Source organism: Sphingomonas adhaesiva (genome assembly GCF_036946125.1).
Taxonomy (GTDB): domain Bacteria; phylum Pseudomonadota; class Alphaproteobacteria; order Sphingomonadales; family Sphingomonadaceae; genus Sphingomonas; species Sphingomonas adhaesiva_A.
Map to the genome: position 1 here is coordinate 111,646 of NZ_JAQIJT010000002.1, position 18,467 is coordinate 130,112.

The following is an 18,467-nucleotide window of genomic DNA, read 5'->3' on the forward strand; positions in this document are numbered from 1 at the left end:
GCGCAGATATGATCCGCCACCTCGCCGCCGCCGCGTTGCTCGCGAGCGTACCCGCCGCCACCTTCGCGCAATCCGTGGGGGAAGCGGCGCCGCGCGCTGCCAGCCCGTCGGGCGGCGACATCGTGGCCTATGATCAGATCCACAAGCCGACGATCGGACGTGGCGGTATGGTGGTCAGCCAGAACGTCCTCGCCGCGCGGGTCGGGGCAGACATCCTGCGTCGCGGCGGCAATGCAGTGGATGCGGCGGTGGCGACCGGTTTCGCGCTGGCGGTCACGCTGCCGCGCGCGGGTAATGTCGGCGGCGGCGGTTACATGCTGATCCATATGGTCGCGAAGGACGGCCGCCCGGCGCAGACGATCGCGATCGATTACTACGGCCAGGCGTCGCGCCACACCACGCCTGACCTCCTGGTCGACGCGGCGGGCAAGCTGGATCAGGCCAGGGTGATGTCGATGAAGGGCGTCGCCATCCCCGGCACCGTCGCGGGTTTGTGGGAGGCGCATCGCCGCTTCGGGAAGCTCCCTTGGGGTACGCTCCTCGCCCCTGCCATCGCGATGGCGCAGCAGGGTGTCGCGCTGTCCGATGACGAGGCAAAGGCGAACGCCGATCAGCGCAGGCTGATGGCGGACGACGCCGCGGCGATGGCGATGTTTTTCAAGCCCGACGGCGCCGCCTATGCGCCCGGCGACCGCTTCCGCCAGCCCGACCTTGCCGCCACGCTGAAGGCGATCGCGGCGGGTGGTGCCGATGCCTTCTACCGCGGCCCGCTGGCGCAGCTGCTCGCCGCGGGAATCAAGGCGGGCGGCGGCATCATCGATGCAGCCGACCTGGCGGGGTATCGCGCGATCGTCTCCGAGCCGATCTGGTCCAGTTATCGCGGCCGGCGCATCGCGTATATGCCGCCCACCGCGTCCGGGGTCAGTGTCGCAGAGGCGATGAACATCCTCGAGCGCTTCCCTGTCGCGCCGGCAAAATGGGGCAGCGTCGTGAACCTGCACCTGCTGTCGGAAACAATGAAGATTGTGTCCGCCGACCGGCGTCTGATCGGCGGCGGACCCGACTGGAAGACGCCCGCCGAGGGGCTGGCGAGCAAGTCCTACGCCATAGAGCGCGCCGCGCTGATCCGCCCCGATCGTGCGCTCGACGCGCGGATGCTACCCGACGGCAATCCCTATCCGCACGAGAGCAAGGACACGACCCACTTCTCCGTCGTCGATGCGGATGGAAATGCGGTCAGCAACACCTATACGCTGTCGGCCTCCTACGGCGCGCATGTCGTTGCGCCGGGAACGGGCGTCCTGCTCAACAACTCGCTCGGCAATCTGGCGTGGACGCGGCGCGATGCCGCAAGCGAACGCCGCGCGACGCTGCCGGGTCCGAACAAGCGCGTCGGATCGACGATCACGCCGCTCATCGTTTTCAACGGGGACCGGCCGTGGTTGGTCACCGGCACGCCGGGCGGTGGTTATATCATCGCCACGATGGTGCAACTGTTGTCCAACGTCATCGACCACGGCCTCAACGTCGCGGAAGCCGCCGAGCGCCCGCGCATCAACCAGGGCGGCGGCGATGCGCCACTGGAGTTGGAGGAGGGCTTCTCCCCCGACATCGTGCCCCTGCTGGAGGCGAAGGGACATCGCGTGCGCGCTTCAAACACCATGGGCAGCATCCAGAGCATCATGGTGGAGGGCGGAACGTACCTCGGGGCCGCCGACACCCGCCGCCCGGACGCTGCCGCGGTGGCTGCGCGTTGACCGCGCCCGAACGAGATTGCCCACGCGATCTGCACGCCTCACGCTAACCCGTTTGAATGGGGGCAGGTGGGATCAAGAACGGGGAGTCTGCGGGCCAACAAATAACGCCGCTCTCCGGTATTCACGGAGCGGGCATCGTCAAAGCTAATGCACCAGCGAGTAAGGTAGTGCGGCTAGGCTGGGTCATGCCTCGCCCACGCAAGTCCGCCAGCCCGTTCCGCTACTTCAACTCGTCGCCCGAGGTGATCCGGCTGGTGGTGCTCATGTACGTCCGCTTCCCGCTGTCGCTCAGGAACGTGGAAGACCTGCTGTTCGAGCGGGGTATCGACATCTGCCACGAGACGGTCCGGCTATGGTGGAACAGATTCGGGCCGATGTTTGCAGGCGACATCCGCCGCCAGCGCATCAGCCGAATGCGCGGCTTCCGCCACTGGCGATGGCATCTCGATGAGATGTACGTGAAGCTGAACGGTGAGATGGTCTACCTGTGGCGCGCCGTCGATCATGAAGGCGAGGTGCTGGAAAGCTACGTCACTCGCACACGGGACAAGAAGGCGGCGCTTAGCTTCATGCGCAAGGCGCTGAAGCGCCACGGCGCGCCTGAGGCGATCACCACCGATGGGTTGCGCAGCTATGGCGCTGCGATGGATGAACTCGGCAATCGCGAGAAGCAGGAGGTCGGCCGCTGGGCCAACAACCGGATTGAGAATTCGCACCTGCCGTTCCGACGACGAGAGCGAGCGATGAACCGGTTCAGGCGAATGAGTTCGTTACAGAAGTTCGCATCCGTCCACGCCAGCATCCACAACCACTTCAGCCTCGAACGCCATCTGAGTGACCGAAAGACTTACAAGGAACGACGCTCTGCCGCCCTGGCAGGGTTGTGTCCCACGGGGTGGTGTAGCTGAGGGGTGGCCATCGGCGATCTTCGGTTAGGTTTGGGTTGCGAAACTCAACCAACGGAGACCCCGATGACCGAAGATACGATGGGCGTTCAGGCGCTTTTGGGAAAGAGCGCGGATGCTGATTTTCTGCGCGAGATGATCGGTTTTGCCGCGCAGCGTCTGATGGATCTGGAGGTCGGCAGCCTGACCGGTGCCGGCTATGGGGAGAAGAGCAGCGACCGGCTCGCCCAACGCAATGGCTATCGCGAGCGCGACTGGGAAACCCGCGCCGGTACGGTCGAGCTGCGCATCCCCAAGTTGAGGACCGGCAGTTACTTCCCAACCTTCCTTGAACCACGCCGCCTTGCCGAGAAGGCGCTGACCGCGGTCGTGCAGGAGGCGTACATCCAGGGCATCTCGACCCGCTCGGTCGATGATCTGGTCAAGGCGATGGGGATGTCGGGCATTTCGAAGAGCCAGGTTAGCCGGTTGTGCGAGGAGATCGACGTTCGTGTGAAGGCGTTCCTCGACCGGCCCATCGAGGGCGACTGGCCGTACGTCTGGGTCGATGCCACCTACCTGAAGGTGCGCCAGGCCGGTCGCATTGTGTCCGTTGCGGTGACCATCGCGGTCGGCGTGAACGGTGACGGTCGTCGCGAGGTGCTGGGGATGGCGATCGGCGCGTCGGAGGCCGAGACGTTCTGGACGGACTTCCTGCGCAGCCTTGCCCGGCGGGGCCTGCGCGGCGTGAAGCTCGTGATCTCGGACGCGCATGAAGGCATCAAGGCCGCCGTCTCGCGCGTGTTCAGCGCGACCTGGCAGCGGTGCCGGGTCCACTTCGCCCGCAACGCCATGGCGCATGCCGGCAAGAGCGGGCGCCGTGTCGTCTCGGCCTTCATCGCCACGGCATATGCGCAGGAAACGCCAGAGGCCGCTAGGAACCAGTGGCGTAAGGTCGCCGACCAGCTGCGCCCCAGCGTCCCCAAGCTCGCCCGGATGATGGATACCGCCGAGGAGGACGTGCTGGCCTACATGTCGTTGCCGCCGCAGCATCGCACCAAGCTTCACAGCACCAATCCGCTCGAACGCCTGAACGGCGAGATCAAGCGGCGCACCGGCGTTGTCGGCATATTCCCCAACGAAGATGCCATCACCCGTCTCGTCGGCGCGCTCCTGCTCGAACAGAACGATGAATGGGCCGTCCAGCGCGGGCGCTACATGACGCTGGAAAGCGTCGCCCAGTTGAGCGATGATCCCACCGTCACGCTGCCCGCCATGGCTGCCTGACCATCCCGGCCTGGCCGGAGATCGATGCGGCTACGCCGCCAAAGCTACACCACCCCGTGGGACACAACCCCTGGCAGAGTGGCAGATCCTCGCGAGCTAGGCTGCCGCGATCAAACAGCGAGGTGCATCGTCGAGAGACGAGTTCGCATTAGACTGACAGCACCGCCACTCATCTGATTTGCATATCTGTTCCGGAAGCGAGGTTGTCCGCACACGGCGCGCGGCCGAGCCGCGGTTCCAGCCGATCCCACGAAATCGGCAGGCGAAGCGACGGTGTCGCTCCGCCTGCCCGGTCGACGTCAGTATCGAACGCGGAAGTCCACGCCGATGCGCCGCGGGGTCAGTACGCCTTGCGCATAATAGCGCTCGATCACGCCGGTGCGGGTCTGGTTGAACGAGCTGCGATCGTTCGAGATCGAGGTGATCGCATATTTGTCGAACAGGTTGTCGCCGAATACGCCGATGTCGAAGCGGTCGGTGCGATAGGTGATCGCCGCGCGGTGCGTGACATAGCCGGGGATGACCTCGCCGTTCGCGCGCAGCCCGACGCGCGAGTAGATGTCACCGATATAGGCGGTCGCCCACGTCGCCTCCACGTCCGCGCCGCTCGCCAGCGGGTAGGTGTAGGTCGCCTGTGCGCTGGCGGTGTGCTTGGCCGAGCCGGGCAGGCGGTCGCCGGCGAAGGCACTGAACAGCTCGCCCTGACTGACCAGAATGTTCGGCGCGTCCTGCGTCAGCTTGGCATCGACATAGGAATAGGTGCCTTGCAGCGACAGCTGCGGCGTGACCTTCAGCAAGGCCGACACGTCGAAGCCCTGCGAGCGCGCCTTGCTGCCGTTGACGGTGATGCCGACCGCGCCGTTGACGGTCTGGCTCGGCACCTGGATGCCGTTCCACAGGATGCGATACGCCGACGCCGTCAGCTGAAGCCGCCGGTCGAACAGCGAACTGCGCACGCCGATTTCCGCGTTGCGCGTGCGATCGGGCTGATAGGCGAGCTCGTTGGGCAGCGCGCAGACGTTCTGCCCGGGATCCAGGACCGGCGGGCAGGGAGCCACCCGGTTGACGTTGCCGGTGCGATAGCCGGTGCTGTAGGTGCCGTAGACGAGCAGCGCGTCGCTGAACTTGTATGACGTGTTCGCCTTCCACACGAAGCCATCGGCGGCGGTGTTGCCGGACCTGATCCGGCTGGGTGCGAAAACTACCAATGGATAGGGCGTGCGCGAGCTGAACAGCGGCGTGTCGGTTCCGCCCTCCGCGAACGCATCATATTTGTAATAGCGCAAGCCCCCGGTCACCTGCCAGGCATCGGTGATGTGCACCGTGCCTTCCCCGTAGATCGCCTTCTCCTTCGTGCGCGTGTTGACGAAGGACATATACTCAAGGTCGTCCGGACGGAAGCGGATGCCGGGGACGGTGGTCCTGTTAGGCTCCTCCGGGGTGGGGTCGGGGGTGAGCCCGAAGGCGTTGTAGCCGGGCGTATACTCGCGATACTGCGACCGCTGGCGCTGATTGTTGTAGAAGCCGCCGATGACCCAGCTGAACGGCCCGCCATGGGTCGACACCAGCCGCACCTCGCCGTTGAACTGGCGGTACAGCGTCTCGTTGGTGTTGTAGGAGGAGAAGGCGGGGAACGCCTCGTACCCATAATCGAGATCGAGCAGCAGGTCGGTGTTGTCGGACGACGCGCGGTTGCGCTGGTTGGTCAGCGCGGCCGTGGCGACCAGATCGGCGATGCCGCCCAGCCCCAGATTGAACTCCGCCGCATACAGGTCCGCCTTGCGGCTGCGCGGTTCGGCATAGCGCCACGGCGCCTCGTAGCGGCCGGTGCCGAGGACGCCCGCGCCATTGGCCTGCTGCCCGCCGGTGTCGGTCGTCTGGTGGGCATAGGTCAGGAACAGCTTCGCGCCGGGGCTGGCCTGCAACAGCAGCTGGTTGCGCGTGGTGAAGGTCCGCTCGTAGTTGAGGTCCTTGCGGCGGTAGAAGTTGGCGGCATAGTCCGCGGGCGTGCCGAACGATCCCTGCGCCGCGGTGTCGCCCCGCACCGGCTGCGGGTTCGACACGCCGGGCTGCTGGAGCAGGTACGGATAGTCGATGAAGCCGGGGTTGTCGTAATAGCCGGTCGCGGTGCGGAACGCGATGTGATCGGTCACGATCGGCAGGTTGAAGGTCGCGTCGCCGTTGACGCCGGGGCTGCTGCCATGCGCCACACCGAAGTAACGGCCGTGATATTCCAGCGAAATGCGGTCCGTATTGGGCCGGTTGGGCATGTAGCGGATCGCGCCCGACAGCGTACCCAGGCCGTACAGCGTGCCCTGCGGCCCCTGCAGCACCTCGACGCGGGCGAGATCGATCAGCTTGAAGTCGAGATACAGCGGCACCTCGCCCAGATAGATGCCCAGCGCGCTCTGCGCGTTCGTGCCGAGCTGCGTGTCCGCGGACGAAATGCCGCGCAGGATGACGTTGCCGGTCGATCCCGGGCCGGTGTCGGTGATGGTGAGGCCGGGCGTGAACGCCGCCAGCCCGCGCACGTCGTCGATCCGCTGGCGCGACAGCGTTTCCGCACCGATCGCGCTGATGTTGATCGGGGCGTCCTGCAGCGTCGTCTCGCGCCGGGTCGCGGTCACGATGATCGCGTCGTCTTCCGGCGGGGCACCCGCGGGCGCGGTCTGCGCGGAGACGGGAACGGCGATCGTCCCCGCCAGAATGCTCGCGCCCAGCAATGCTCTACGAAACGATGTCCCAGCCACGTCGACCCCCTTGCTCGTAAGCGTGTCGCCTGGCGGCATCTCTCCCCTGATGGTGCGTCGGTCGGGCCTGCACCTTATCGTCGTATCGCGGCGCGGCATCGGCGCCTCCCGGCCTCGATCGCCGGTCACCCCGCGCGTCTTCCCTGCGTCGCCGTCGTCGTTGCGGCGGCGATGAACGATACGGTATGGATATTACATATACCGTCAAGCGTAATATTTGTAGGCCCGGAAAGCGGCGAATCGTAATATCGATACCCTCGTGAGGGCATGATCCGGTCTCGCTGGACCGCCATCGCCGCCTGCGCGAATCGATATTACGCAATCCCTCAGGCGTAATAATTTAGTTGTGGACAGCCGGTGGCGTTGTCGCAATGCTGCATTGCGAAAGGGGATCGAATCATGCGGCAGGCGATCGGCAAGGCGATGGGCGTCATGGGCATGAGCGCGGCGATCCTGCTGGCCTCGTGCTCGCCCTCGGCGCAGGGGCCGGCCCAACCGCGGACCGAGTTCAGGATCGGCTGGTCGATCTACGCCGGCTGGATGCCCTGGCCCTATGCGCAGCAGGCCGGCATCGTGAAAAAATGGGCCGACAAATACGGGATCAAGATCGATGTCGTTCAGGTCAACGACTATGTCGAGTCGGTCAATCAGTATAACGCCGGCAAGTTCGATGGCGTGACCGTCACCAACATGGATGCGCTGACGATACCCGCCGCCGGCGGCAAGGATACGAGCGCGATCATCGTCGGCGACTATTCCGACGGCAACGACGGCGTCTTGCTGAAGGGGTCGGACAAGCTTGCCGCGATCAAGGGGCGGCAGGTCTATCTCGTCGAACTGTCGGTGTCGCACTATCTGCTGGCGCGCGCGCTCGACTCGGTCGGCATGAAGCCCAGCGACGTCCGCACGGTGAACACGTCCGACGCGGACATCGTCGGCGCCTTCGGCAGCCCGGACGCGACCGCGGCGGTCGCCTGGAACCCGCAATTGTCGGTGATGAAGGCGCAGCCGGGCGTCAGCGAGGTGTTCAGCTCGAAGCAGATCCCGGGCGAGATCCTGGACCTGCTGGTCGTCGATACCAAGACGCTCAAGGCCAATCCCAATCTGGGCAGGGCGCTGACCGGCATCTGGTACGAGACGGTGGCGCTGATGAAGCGGCAGGATGCGCAGGGCAAGGCCGCGCGCGCCGCCATGGCCAAGCTCGCGGGCACCGATGCCGCGATGTTCGACAGCCAGCTGGCGACCACCCACCTCTACGACCAGCCCGCCGCCGCGGTGGCCGCCACCGATGCGCCCGCGCTGGTGACGACGATGACGCGGGTGCGCGATTTCAGCTTCTCCAAGGGGCTGTTCAAGGGTGCGGCGAATGCGGATGCGGTGGGCATCGCCTTCCCCGGCAACCGCACGCTGGGCGACAGGCAGCATGTCACGCTGCGCTTCGACGACAGCTTCATGAAGCTGGCCGCCGACGGCAAGCTGTGAGCGGGGCCGGGGGGGAGCCGCCGTCATGCGCTGGGTAAGCCATCAGCCGTCGCGCGGAACGCGGCTTCTGCTGGGGGCGCTGCCGATCGCGCTGCTGGTGCTGGTCTATCTGGTCGCCGCCGCGTCGCGCCACGCGGTCGATCCCACCGACAAGGTCCTGCCGCTGCCGACCGCGATGGTATCCGCGATGACGGCGCTGGTGACGCAGCCCGATCCCCTGTCCGGTCAGTTCGTCTTCTGGGCGGATACGCTCGCCAGCCTCCAGCGACTGGGACTGGGCCTGGGGATCGCGACCGCGGCGGCGCTGCTGGTCGGGCTGGTGCTGGGGGTGCTGCCCCCGGTACGCGCGACCTTCGCGCCGCTGGTCACCGCGATCGCGGTGATACCGCCGATCGCGCTGCTGCCGATGCTGTTCATCGCGCTGGGGCTGGGGGAGACGGCGAAGGTCGCGCTGATCGTCGTCGGCGTCGCGCCGGTCATGGTGCGCGACCTCGCCGCGCATGTCGCCGCGCTGCCGCGCGAGCAGATATTGAAGGCGCAGACGCTGGGCGCGTCGAGCTGGCAGATCATGATGCGCGTCGCCTTGCCGCAGGCGATGCCGCGGCTGATACAGGCGATGCGGCTGTCGCTCGGCCCCGCCTGGGTATTCCTGATCTCGGCCGAGGCGATCGCGTCCGACGTGGGGCTGGGCTATCGCATCTTCCTCGTCCGGCGCTACCTCGCGATGGACGTCATCATCCCCTATGTCGCGTGGATCGCGCTGCTCGCGATCGCGGCCGACATGGTGCTGGTCCAGTGCGACCGCCGCCTGTTCCCCTGGGCGCAGGGGGGCGGGCGATGACGACCATCCTCAGCCTGCGCGACATCTGGGTCGATTATGGCGACAAGATCGTCATCGAGCGCCTGTCGCTCGACGTCGCGGCCGGATCGTTCGTATCGATCGTGGGGCCGTCCGGCGCGGGCAAGAGCAGCCTGTTGCGGCTTCTGCTGGGGCAGGAAGCGCCTACCCGTGGCTCGATCCTGCTCGACGGCGCCCCGCTGCGCGCCGAATGCACCCCCGATCGCGGCGTGGTGTTCCAGCGTTACTCGGTCTTTCCGCACCTGTCGGTGCTGCGCAATACGATGTTCGGGCTGGAATGTGCGCAAGCGCCACTCACCGCCCGCCTGTTCGGCGCGCGGCGTCGTGCGGCGGAGGAGGAAGCCGTCGCCATGCTGGATGCGGTCGGGCTGCACGACAGCCTCCACCTCTACCCGGCGGAGATGTCGGGCGGGATGCAGCAGCGGCTGGCGATCGCGCAGGCGCTCATCAAGCGGCCGCGCATCCTGTTGCTCGACGAGCCGTTCGGGGCGCTCGATCCCGGCATCCGCGCCGATATGCACGCGCTCATCACCCGATTGTGGGAGGAGCATGAGTTGACCATCGTCATGGTCACGCACGACCTGCGCGAGGCGTTCACGCTCGGCACCCGCGTGCTGGCACTCGACAAGCGCCGGCACGATCCGCACGCGCCGCACCGCTACGGGGCGACCGCGGTGTACGACCTGCCGCTGACGAAACGCTCCACGCCAGTTATTACGATTGACGAAAAACGTAATACGTTGGAGGGTGCGGCATGACCTCCGAATCCAGTAGTCTCGCGCGGCTGAGCATGAGCTTGCCGGCCGAACTCTCCCGCCAGCTCGACGTGATGGTCGAGGAGCGCGGGCTGCCGTCGCGTTCCGGGCTGATGTCCGAGCTGATCCGCCACGCGCTGGCCGAGCACGACGCCTTCACCCACCCGGACAAGATGCTCGCGGGGACGATCACGCTGGTCTACCGCGGCGATCGCGGGCGCGTGCGCCACCAGCTGGCGCAGATGCAGGCGGATTTTCTGAAGGAGGTGATCTCCTCGCAGCACGTCTTCCTGGAGGACGATCAATCGCTCGAGGTGCTGCTGGTGCAGGGACCGGCGGTACGGCTGAAGGCGCTGTGCGATGCGCTGCGCCGCGTGCGCGGGGTGCAGCAGCTCCAGCTCGTCACCACCACCTCGCTGCTGCCGCCGCTTCACGAACAGGGGGAAGACGCATGACCGCCGTTCTCGCCGATCCGCTCGCCGCGCGCGACCATGCGCGCGCCATGGCCGGCACCGTGGTCGAGGCGATGCCGGTGCTGCCGCCGGTCGCGAACGACCTGCCCGCGGGCGTCGCCGCCGACGACCTCGTCTGGGAGGAAACGATCGCGGCCGGCGGCTATGCCACGCGGCGGCTGGCGCGCGGTACGCGGCTGCGGCTGATCGACCTGCGCGGCGATGCCTGTGCCTCGCTGCTCGTCTTCAACGCCGACATGCCCACCGAGCGGCTCAACGTCGCCGATACGGTCAAGGTGCAGTGGAACGCCTATCTGGATGCGGGCAAGCTGCTGCTGTCCGACATGGGGCGGGTGCTGATGAGCATCGTCGAGGACGAGGCGGGGACGCACGACTGCTTCTGCGGCCCGTCCACCCCCACCAGCAACGCCCGCCGCTATGGCGAGGGCAGCAACAGCGGGGCGCAGCCGAGTGCGCGCGACCGCTTCCTGCTGGGCGTGGCCAAGCACGGCCTGGGGCGGCGCGACGTCCACCCCTGCATCAACCTGTTCAAGGGCACGCGGATCGAGGCGGACGGCGCCGTCACGCCGATGGTCGGCCCCTATGCGCCGGGGCGCCACGTCACGCTGCGGGCGGAGATGGACGTGCTGGTGGTGATCGCGAACTGCCCGCACGTGCTCGACCCGCGCGACGACTATGTCGTCACCCCGCTGCGCGCGACCGCGTGGCGCGGCGCGGCGACCCCGACCGACGATCCCATCCGCAACGCGACGCCGGAGGGACTGCGCGCCTTCCAGAACGTCGACGACCATTTCCGCCGCTGACCGGAGGACCGCATGAGCGACGATCCCTATCTGACCGGGCTTGCCGGAGAGGTGACGCACGACGTCGTGGTGCCCGCGCGCGCGCCGTGGCTGCACCACGTGCCCGCCGGCGCGACGCTGCGCATCGTCGACCTGGAGGGCAACCAGGCGGTCGATTTCCTGCTCTATGCCGCGGCGGACGATGCCGAGCGCTACAGCGCGCAGGACACGATCGCAGCGCAGGGCAACCTGTTCCTGCGCACCGGCAGCGTGCTGCGCTCCAGCGAGGGCCGCGCCATGATGACGATCGTCGCCAGCGCGGTGGATTATCACGACACGATCGGCGGCGCCTGTTCGTGCGAGTCCAATACCCTGCGCTACGGCCACCATACGAAGAGCCAGCACGCCTGCGTCGAGAATTTCCTGGAGGCGAACCTGACCGAAGGGCGCGGCAAGCGCGACATCGTCTCCAACATCAACTTCTTCATGAACGTGCCGGTGGAGGCGGACGGCGCGCTCGGCATCGTCGACGGCATCTCTGCGCCGGGCCTCACCGTCGACCTGCGCGCGGAGATGGACGTGATCGTCGTCGTCTCCAACTGTCCGCAGATCAACAACCCCTGCAACGCCTTCAACCCGACCCCCGTGCGCATGATCGTCGCGGCATGACGGGGCTGCGGACCGTCCTGATCGCGAACCGCGGCGCGATCGCCACCCGCATCATCCGCACGCTGCGCGACATGGGGCTGCGCTCCGTCGCGGTCTATTCGGAGGCGGACGAGGCGTCGCTGCACGTGTCGCAGGCGGACGAGGCGGTGTGCATCGGCCCGGCGCGCGCGTCGGACAGCTACCTCAACATCGCTGCGATCATCGATGCGGCGAAGCGCACCGGCGCGGATGCGATCCACCCCGGCTACGGCTTCCTGGCGGAGAATGTCGAGTTCGCGCAGGCCTGCGCGGCCGCCGGCATCGTCTTCATCGGCCCCACCGCGGACAACATCCGCACCTTCGGGCTGAAGCACAGCGCGCGTGCGCTCGCCGCCGAACACGGCGTGCCGCTGGCGCCCGGCACCAACCTGCTGACCGACGAAGCGGCGGCGGTCGCGGCGGCCGAGGCGATCGGCTTCCCGGTGATCCTGAAGGCGACCGCGGGCGGCGGCGGCATCGGGATGCGCGTGTGCGAGGATGCGGACGCGGTGCGCGATGGCTTCGCCACCGTGGCGCGGCTGGGCAAGGGCAATTTCGGCGACGCGGGCGTCTTCCTGGAGCGCTATGTCCGCCGCGCGCGGCATGTCGAGGTGCAGATCTTCGGCGATGGCGAGGGGCGCGTGCTGGCGCTGGGCGAGCGCGACTGCTCGCTCCAGCGCCGCAACCAGAAGGTGGTCGAGGAGGCGCCCGCGCCGCTGCTTCCCGCGTACGTCCGTGCCGCGCTGATCGCCGCCGCCGTCCGGCTGGGGAAGGCGGCACGCTATCGCTCCGCGGGCACGGTCGAATTCCTCTACGATGCCGAGCGGGAGGAGTTCTTCTTCCTGGAGATGAACACCCGCCTCCAGGTCGAGCACGGCGTTACCGAGGAGGTGATGGGCGTCGACCTGGTCGAATGGATGATCCGGGGCGGGGGCGGCGATTTTTCCTTCCTCGATCGCGACGTGCCCCGGCCCGACGGTCATTCGGTGCAGGTGCGGCTGTATGCTGAGGATCCGGCGCTCGACTATCGCCCCACCTCCGGCACGCTGACCAACGTCGCCTTCCCCGGCAATGCGCGGGTCGAGACGTGGTGCATGGCGGGCAGCGAGGTCAGCGCCTGGTACGATCCCATGCTGGCCAAGCTGATCGTCCACGCGCCGACGCGCGACGAGGCGGTGGCGGCGATGCAGGCGGCGCTCGACGCGACGCGGATCGACGGGGTCGAGACCAATCTGCGCTGGCTGCGCGACGTGGTGCGCGCCCCCGCCTTCACCAGCGGCGAGGTATCGACCCGCGCGCTCGACGCGATCGATTATCGCCCGCGCGCGATCCGCGTCGTGAGCGGCGGCACCGCGACGACGGTGCAGGACTGGCCGGGGCGGCAGGCGATGTGGGCGGTCGGTGTGCCGCCGTCGGGCCCGTTCGACGACCAGTCGTTCCGCGTCGGCAACCGCCTGCTGGGCAATGCGGAGGGGACCGCGGGGCTGGAGGTCACGATGACCGGCCCGACGCTCGCCTTCACCGCGGACGCGCGTATCTGCCTGACCGGCGCCGATTTCCGCGCGACGCTGGACGGCGTGGCCGTCGCGCGCGGCGTCGCGATTGACGTGCGCGCGGGGCAGGTGCTGGCGCTGGGGCGCGCCACCGGGGGCGGTATGCGCGGTTACATCCTGTTCGCAGGCGGGCTGGACGTGGCGCCGTATCTGGGCAGCCGCGCGACGTTCGAGCTGGGGCAATTCGGCGGTCATGCCGCGCGCCGGCTGCTGGCGGGCGATACGATCCATCTGGGCGACATCCCCGGCGCGGAGCCGCTGGCCGAGGCGGCGCTGCCCGCGCTGTCGAGCGAATGGACGTTGCGCGTCCTCTACGGCCCGCACGGCGCGCCCGACTTCTTCACCGACGGCGATGTCGCGACGATCGTCGCGGCGCAGTGGCAGGTCCATTACAACAGCAATCGCACCGGCGTCCGGCTCGTCGGGCCCAAGCCGCACTGGGCGCGCAAGGACGGCGGCGAGGCGGGGCTGCACCCGTCGAACATCCACGACAATCCCTATGCGATCGGCGCGGTCGACTTCACCGGCGACATGCCGATCATCCTGGGACCGGACGGCCCCTCGCTGGGCGGGTTCGTCTGCCCGTTCGTCGTGATCGCCGCGGACCGCTGGAAGATCGGGCAGCTGATGCCCGGGGACACCTTGCGCTTCGTGCCCGTCAACATCGACGACGCGACCATGGCGGACACGCTGCAGCGCCGGCTGGTCGCGCGGGGTACGCCCGCCGATGCGGGGCCGGCGCGGCCGATCGAGACGCTGTCGCCGATCCTGGCCGACCTGCCGGCGACGGGCGGGCGTCCGCGCACCGTCTATCGCCAGCAGGGCGACCGCAACATCCTGGTCGAATACGGTCCGATCGTGCTCGATGTGGAGCTGCGGCTGCGCGTCCATGCGCTGATGGTCGAGCTGGAGCGGATGGCCCCCGCGGGCATCGTCGACATCGTCCCCGGCATCCGGTCGTTGCAGGTCCATGTCGACGGGCAGGCGCTCGACCAGCGCGCCGCGCTCGCGCTGCTGATCGATGCCGAGGACCGGCTGGGCGATCTGGAGGATTTCGCGATCCCGTCGCGCATCGTCCACCTGCCGCTCAGCTGGCGCGATCCCGCGACGATCGAGACGATCCGGAAGTATATCGGCGCGGTGCGCGACGATGCGCCGTGGTGCCCCGACAACATCGAGTTTATCCGCCGCATCAACGGCCTGCCCGATGCCGCCGCGGTCGAGAACCTGATCTTCGACGCCAATTACCTGGTGATGGGGCTGGGCGACGTCTATCTGGGCGCGCCGGTCGCGACGCCGATCGACCCGCGCCACCGGCTGGTGACGACCAAGTACAATCCCGCGCGCACCTGGACCCCGCCCAATGTCGTCGGGATCGGCGGCGCGTATATGTGCATCTATGGCATGGAGGGGCCGGGCGGCTATCAGCTGTTCGGACGCACGATCCAGGTGTGGAACACCTATCGCCAGACCGACGCCTTCATCGAGGGCAAGCCGTGGCTGCTGCGCTTCTTCGACCAGATTCGCTTCTATCCGGTCAGCGCGGAGGAGCTGGTCGCGTGGCGGCGCGACTTCCCGAGCGGGCGGCGCTCGATCCGCATCGAGCCGTCCGAGTTCCGCCTGTCGGACTATCGCGCCTTCCTGCGCGACAATGCCGAGGACATCGCCGCGTTCGAGGCGCGCCGCAAGGCCGCCTTCGACGAGGAACGCGCCGATTGGGAGCGCCGCGGCGAGTTCGATCGCGTCGCCGATCTGGCGAAGGAGGAAGCGCCCCCCGCCACCGCGATCGAGGTGCCCGCGGGCGCCGATGTGATCGAGGCGCCGTTCGGCGGCAGCGTGTGGAAGCTGCTGGTCGCGGCCGGCGACACCGTCAAGGCGGGTGACACGATCGCGGTGATCGAGGCGATGAAGATGGAGTGTCCGGTCGAGAGTCCCGCCGCGGGGACGATCGCTGCGCTCTATATCGAGGAGCGTCAGCCGCTCCAGCCCGGATCGCCCCTGCTCGCGCTCAGGGCGCACGCATGAGCGCGCGCTTCCACGCCGCCGCGATCGCCGCCGATGTCGCGGCGGGGCGGATCACCGCGGTCGCGGTGGCGCAGGACGTGCTCGCGCGCCTTGCCGCCTATGATGCAGTCCAGCCGCAGGTGTGGATCGCGCGCGTCGCGCCGGAGGCGTTGGTCGACGCTGCCCGCGCGATCGATGCGCGCGTGGCGGTGGGGGAGCATCTGCCGCTCGCCGGCGTCCCCTTTGCGGTGAAGGACAATATCGATGTCGCGGGGCTGGAGACGACCGCGGCCTGCCCCGCCTTCGCCTATGCCCCGGAGCATTCGGCGACGGTGGTCGATCGCTTGCTCGCGGCGGGCGCGCTGTGCGTCGGCAAGACCAACCTCGACCAGTTCGCGACCGGGCTGGTGGGGACGCGCTCCCCCTATGGCGTGCCCCGCAACGCGTACAATCTAGCCTATGTCAGCGGTGGCTCCAGCTCCGGGTCGGCGGTCGCGACCGCGGCGGGGCTGGTCGCCTTCGCGCTCGGCACCGACACGGCGGGGTCGGGGCGCGTGCCGGCCGCGTTCAACCATCTGATCGGGTTCAAGCCGACCAAGGGGCGATGGAGCACCAGCGGCCTGGTGCCCGCGTGCCGCACGATCGACTGCATCACCGTCTTCACCGACGATACCGCCGACGCGCGCCTGATCGATGGTGTCGTCGCCGGGTTCGACGCCGCCGATCCCTTCTCGAAGCCGCTGGCCGACCGCGGGATCGCACCGCGTCGCATTGGCGTGCCGCGGCGCGACCAGCGCGTCTTCTTCGGCGACGCGAGATCGGAGCATCTCTACGACCGCGCCCTCGCCGCGCTCGCGGGCCTGGGCGAGATCGTCGAGATCGATATCACCCCGCTACGCGAGGCGGCGCAGCTGCTCTACGGCGGCCCCTGGGTGGCGGAGCGGACCGCGGCGATCGCGGACCTGCTGGCGCGCGATCCGGAGGCGATCGACCCGGTCGTGCGCGAGGTGGTCGCGCCCGGCGCGGACATCGACGCGGTCACATTGTTCCGCGGCGTCTACCGTCTCGCCGAGCTCAAGCGTGCGGCGGACCTGATGTGGCAGGATATCGACCTGCTCGCCTTCCCGACGACCGGCACCACCTATCGCGTCGCGGAGCTCGCCGCCGCGCCGATCGCGCTCAACAGCAATCTGGGTGCCTATACCAACTTCGTGAACCTGCTCGACATGGCGGCGGTGGCGGTGCCCGCGGGCGTGCGCGACAACGCCACCGGCTTCGGCATCACCCTGATCGGGCCCGCCGATACCGATCGCGCGCTGCTCGACGTGGCCGACGCCTATCTCGCCGCGGCGGCGCTGCCGCCGCCACCCCCGCTCGACAAGGAGGGCAGAATGGACACCGTCAAACTCGCGGTCGTGGGCGCGCATCTGAAGGACATGCCGCTCCACTGGCAGCTGACATCGCGCAACGCGACGTTCGTCGGCGCATTCGAGACCGCACCGACCTACCGTCTCTACGCCATCGCCGACAGCGTTCCGCCCAAGCCGGCGCTGGTCCATGACGATAGCGGCGGCGCGATCGCGCTGGAGGTGTACGAGTTGGGCGTCGCCGAATTCGGCAGCTTCACCGCGGAGGTGCCCGCGCCGCTCGCGATCGGCACCGTGACGCTGGCGGACGGCAGCAGCGTGAAGGGCTTCGTCGCGGAGCCGCGTGCGCTGGCCGGCGCGGAGGACATCACGGCGCTGGGCGGGTGGCGCGCCTATATCGCGCGGGGCGCATGATGCGCCCGCTGATCGGCGCGCTGGCGCTTGCGATCGGCTGGTCGATGCCGGCGATGGCGCAGCAGGAACAGGTGGTCGCGGTTCCCGGCTTCGCGGACTTCCTCGCGGTCGACGGGGACGCCGTCTGGGCGACGAACAAGGGGCGCGTCGAGCGCTGGGCACGCGACGGGCTGAAGGCGACGGTGCCGATGGCGCACCCGTGCGGCGCGATGGCGTTCGCGCGCGGCACCTTGTGGGTGGCCGATTGCGACACGCGGACGCTCAACCGCATCGACGCGGCGGCGGGCAGGGTGGCGGCATCGATCCCGACCGGGGTCGCCGCGCCGGACGGGGAGCTGAACGTCGTTGCCGGTGCAGGGGCGATCTGGATCGCCAGCGACGCAGCCGGCGCGGTCGCGCGTGTCGATCCGTCGACCGACAAGGTCGTGGCCACGATCGCGGTGACACCGGGCACATCCTATCTTGCCTTCGGGTTCGACGCCGTCTGGGCGGTGAGCCTGAAGGGGCAGACGTTGCAGCGGATCGATCCGGCGACCGATACCGTCGTCGCGACGATCCCGCTGGGCGCGCGACCGGGTTTCCTGGCGGCCGGCGAAGGCGCGGTCTGGGTGCAGGAACAGGGCGACGGCACCGTCGCGCGCATCGATCCCGCGTCCAACACGGTCGTCGGCCGGGTGAAGTTGGGCGCGACGCTGAAATACGGCGATATCGACACCGGCGGCGGCAAGGTGTGGCTGCGCACGACCGAGGATCAGACGTTCGCCGTCATCGACCCCGCGACGATGGCGGTCACGGCCCGCGTCGGCAAGGCGGTCGGGAGCGGTGCGCTGCGCTACACGCCCGCGGGCGTGTGGACGAGCGCGCACGACATCCACACGCTGTCGTGGTGGCCCGATCCCGCAGCGATCGCGAAATGACTTAGCGCCGTCTCCTCCGTTCGCGTGGCCGCGCGGACGGAGGGGGCAACGGATCAGCGCGTCGCGGCGAGCTGCGCGCTGGGGCCGAGCGACGCCTGGCGCGATTCGATCTGGTTGCGGATGTCGGCGATCACCTGCGTGCGGCAGTCGCGCGCCTTGTTCGCCAGCGACAAATGGACACCGGCCAGACGTTCGTCGCCGCAGACCGCCTGCGCGGCGGCGTCCATGCGGATCGCGAGCCGCTGCTGTCCATCGGCGGTCGCCAGATCCAGCCCCTTGAGCTGGAGCACCGCGGCGTCCTTCGCCAGCGGATTTTCGGAACGCGCCGCATTCGCAGCACCCGCACACGCCAGACCGAAAGCGGCCACGGCCATGAAACCGACTTTCATCATCCTCTCCTTACGTCACGGCCGCTCATGATGCGGCGGCGGCGCCCACATAGGGTTCCGGACGAGAGACGACAATGTATCGCCGCTAAGCCGCTGTCGCGACAGGC

The 18,467-nt window shown here is 68.4% G+C and carries 14 protein-coding genes; 12 read left to right on the plus strand and 2 right to left on the minus strand.

Going from position 1 to position 18,467, the window contains the following annotated elements; genetic code table 11:
- The first annotated feature begins 8 nt into the window (after positions 1 to 8).
- From ggt to PGN23_RS07065, 3 genes are all read left to right on the plus strand, one after another.
- On the plus strand, positions 9 to 1,757 hold the full coding sequence (gene ggt, locus PGN23_RS07055; protein WP_335302197.1) for a gamma-glutamyltransferase: 1,749 nt from the start codon (positions 9 to 11) through the stop codon (positions 1,755 to 1,757).
- A gap of 185 nt (positions 1,758 to 1,942) precedes the next feature.
- Positions 1,943 to 2,665, plus strand: coding sequence for an IS6 family transposase (locus tag PGN23_RS07060; protein ID WP_335302198.1), 723 nt, complete (start codon positions 1,943 to 1,945; stop codon positions 2,663 to 2,665).
- A 63-nt stretch (positions 2,666 to 2,728) separates the two neighbouring features.
- Complete coding sequence (locus tag PGN23_RS07065; RefSeq protein WP_335302199.1) at positions 2,729 to 3,928, plus strand: IS256 family transposase; 1,200 nt, start codon at positions 2,729 to 2,731, stop codon at positions 3,926 to 3,928.
- 299 nt (positions 3,929 to 4,227) lie between these two features.
- Here the strand turns inward: PGN23_RS07065 and PGN23_RS07070 are convergent, their stop codons facing one another.
- Positions 4,228 to 6,678, minus strand: coding sequence for a TonB-dependent receptor (locus PGN23_RS07070; RefSeq protein WP_335302200.1), 2,451 nt, complete (start codon positions 6,676 to 6,678; stop codon positions 4,228 to 4,230).
- Positions 6,679 to 7,077: 399 nt separating this feature from the next.
- On the opposite strand from PGN23_RS07070, the gene PGN23_RS07075 reads away from it, so the two are divergent.
- The 9 genes from PGN23_RS07075 to PGN23_RS07115 are packed head-to-tail and all read left to right on the plus strand — an operon-like array spanning position 7,078 to position 17,971.
- Positions 7,078 to 8,160, plus strand: a complete 1,083-nt coding sequence (locus PGN23_RS07075) for a putative urea ABC transporter substrate-binding protein (RefSeq protein WP_335302201.1) — start codon at positions 7,078 to 7,080, stop codon at positions 8,158 to 8,160.
- Positions 8,161 to 8,185: 25 nt separating this feature from the next.
- The gene (locus PGN23_RS07080) at positions 8,186 to 9,001 is read left to right on the plus strand and encodes an ABC transporter permease (protein WP_335302202.1); all 816 of its coding nucleotides are present in this window, start codon (positions 8,186 to 8,188) and stop codon (positions 8,999 to 9,001) included.
- Positions 8,998 to 9,777, plus strand: a complete 780-nt coding sequence (locus tag PGN23_RS07085; RefSeq protein ID WP_335302203.1) for an ATP-binding cassette domain-containing protein — start codon at positions 8,998 to 9,000, stop codon at positions 9,775 to 9,777. The genes PGN23_RS07080 and PGN23_RS07085 overlap by 4 nt, the downstream gene beginning before the upstream one ends.
- Entirely contained in the window at positions 9,774 to 10,229 is a 456-nt protein-coding gene (locus PGN23_RS07090) for a CopG family ribbon-helix-helix protein (protein WP_335302204.1), read from the plus strand. The genes PGN23_RS07085 and PGN23_RS07090 overlap by 4 nt, the downstream gene beginning before the upstream one ends.
- Positions 10,226 to 11,050 (plus strand): urea amidolyase associated protein UAAP1, encoded by an 825-nt coding sequence (locus PGN23_RS07095; protein ID WP_335302205.1) that lies wholly within the window; start codon positions 10,226 to 10,228, stop codon positions 11,048 to 11,050. The genes PGN23_RS07090 and PGN23_RS07095 overlap by 4 nt, the downstream gene beginning before the upstream one ends.
- 12 nt (positions 11,051 to 11,062) lie before the next feature.
- The gene (locus PGN23_RS07100) at positions 11,063 to 11,698 is read left to right on the plus strand and encodes an urea amidolyase associated protein UAAP2 (RefSeq protein ID WP_335302206.1); all 636 of its coding nucleotides are present in this window, start codon (positions 11,063 to 11,065) and stop codon (positions 11,696 to 11,698) included.
- Entirely contained in the window at positions 11,695 to 15,294 is a 3,600-nt protein-coding gene (uca, locus tag PGN23_RS07105; protein WP_335302207.1) for an urea carboxylase, read from the plus strand. The genes PGN23_RS07100 and uca overlap by 4 nt, the downstream gene beginning before the upstream one ends.
- Positions 15,291 to 17,054, plus strand: coding sequence for an allophanate hydrolase (gene atzF, locus PGN23_RS07110; RefSeq protein ID WP_335302208.1), 1,764 nt, complete (start codon positions 15,291 to 15,293; stop codon positions 17,052 to 17,054). The genes uca and atzF overlap by 4 nt, the downstream gene beginning before the upstream one ends.
- On the plus strand, positions 17,051 to 17,971 hold the full coding sequence (locus PGN23_RS07115; RefSeq protein WP_443019749.1) for a Vgb family protein: 921 nt from the start codon (positions 17,051 to 17,053) through the stop codon (positions 17,969 to 17,971). Before atzF ends, PGN23_RS07115 begins: the two co-directional genes overlap by 4 nt.
- A gap of 53 nt (positions 17,972 to 18,024) precedes the next feature.
- Here the strand turns inward: PGN23_RS07115 and PGN23_RS07120 are convergent, their stop codons facing one another.
- A complete protein-coding gene (locus tag PGN23_RS07120; RefSeq protein ID WP_335302209.1) occupies positions 18,025 to 18,345 on the minus strand; it encodes a UrcA family protein in 321 nt (106 codons plus the stop codon).
- Positions 18,346 to 18,467 lie beyond the last annotated feature (122 nt).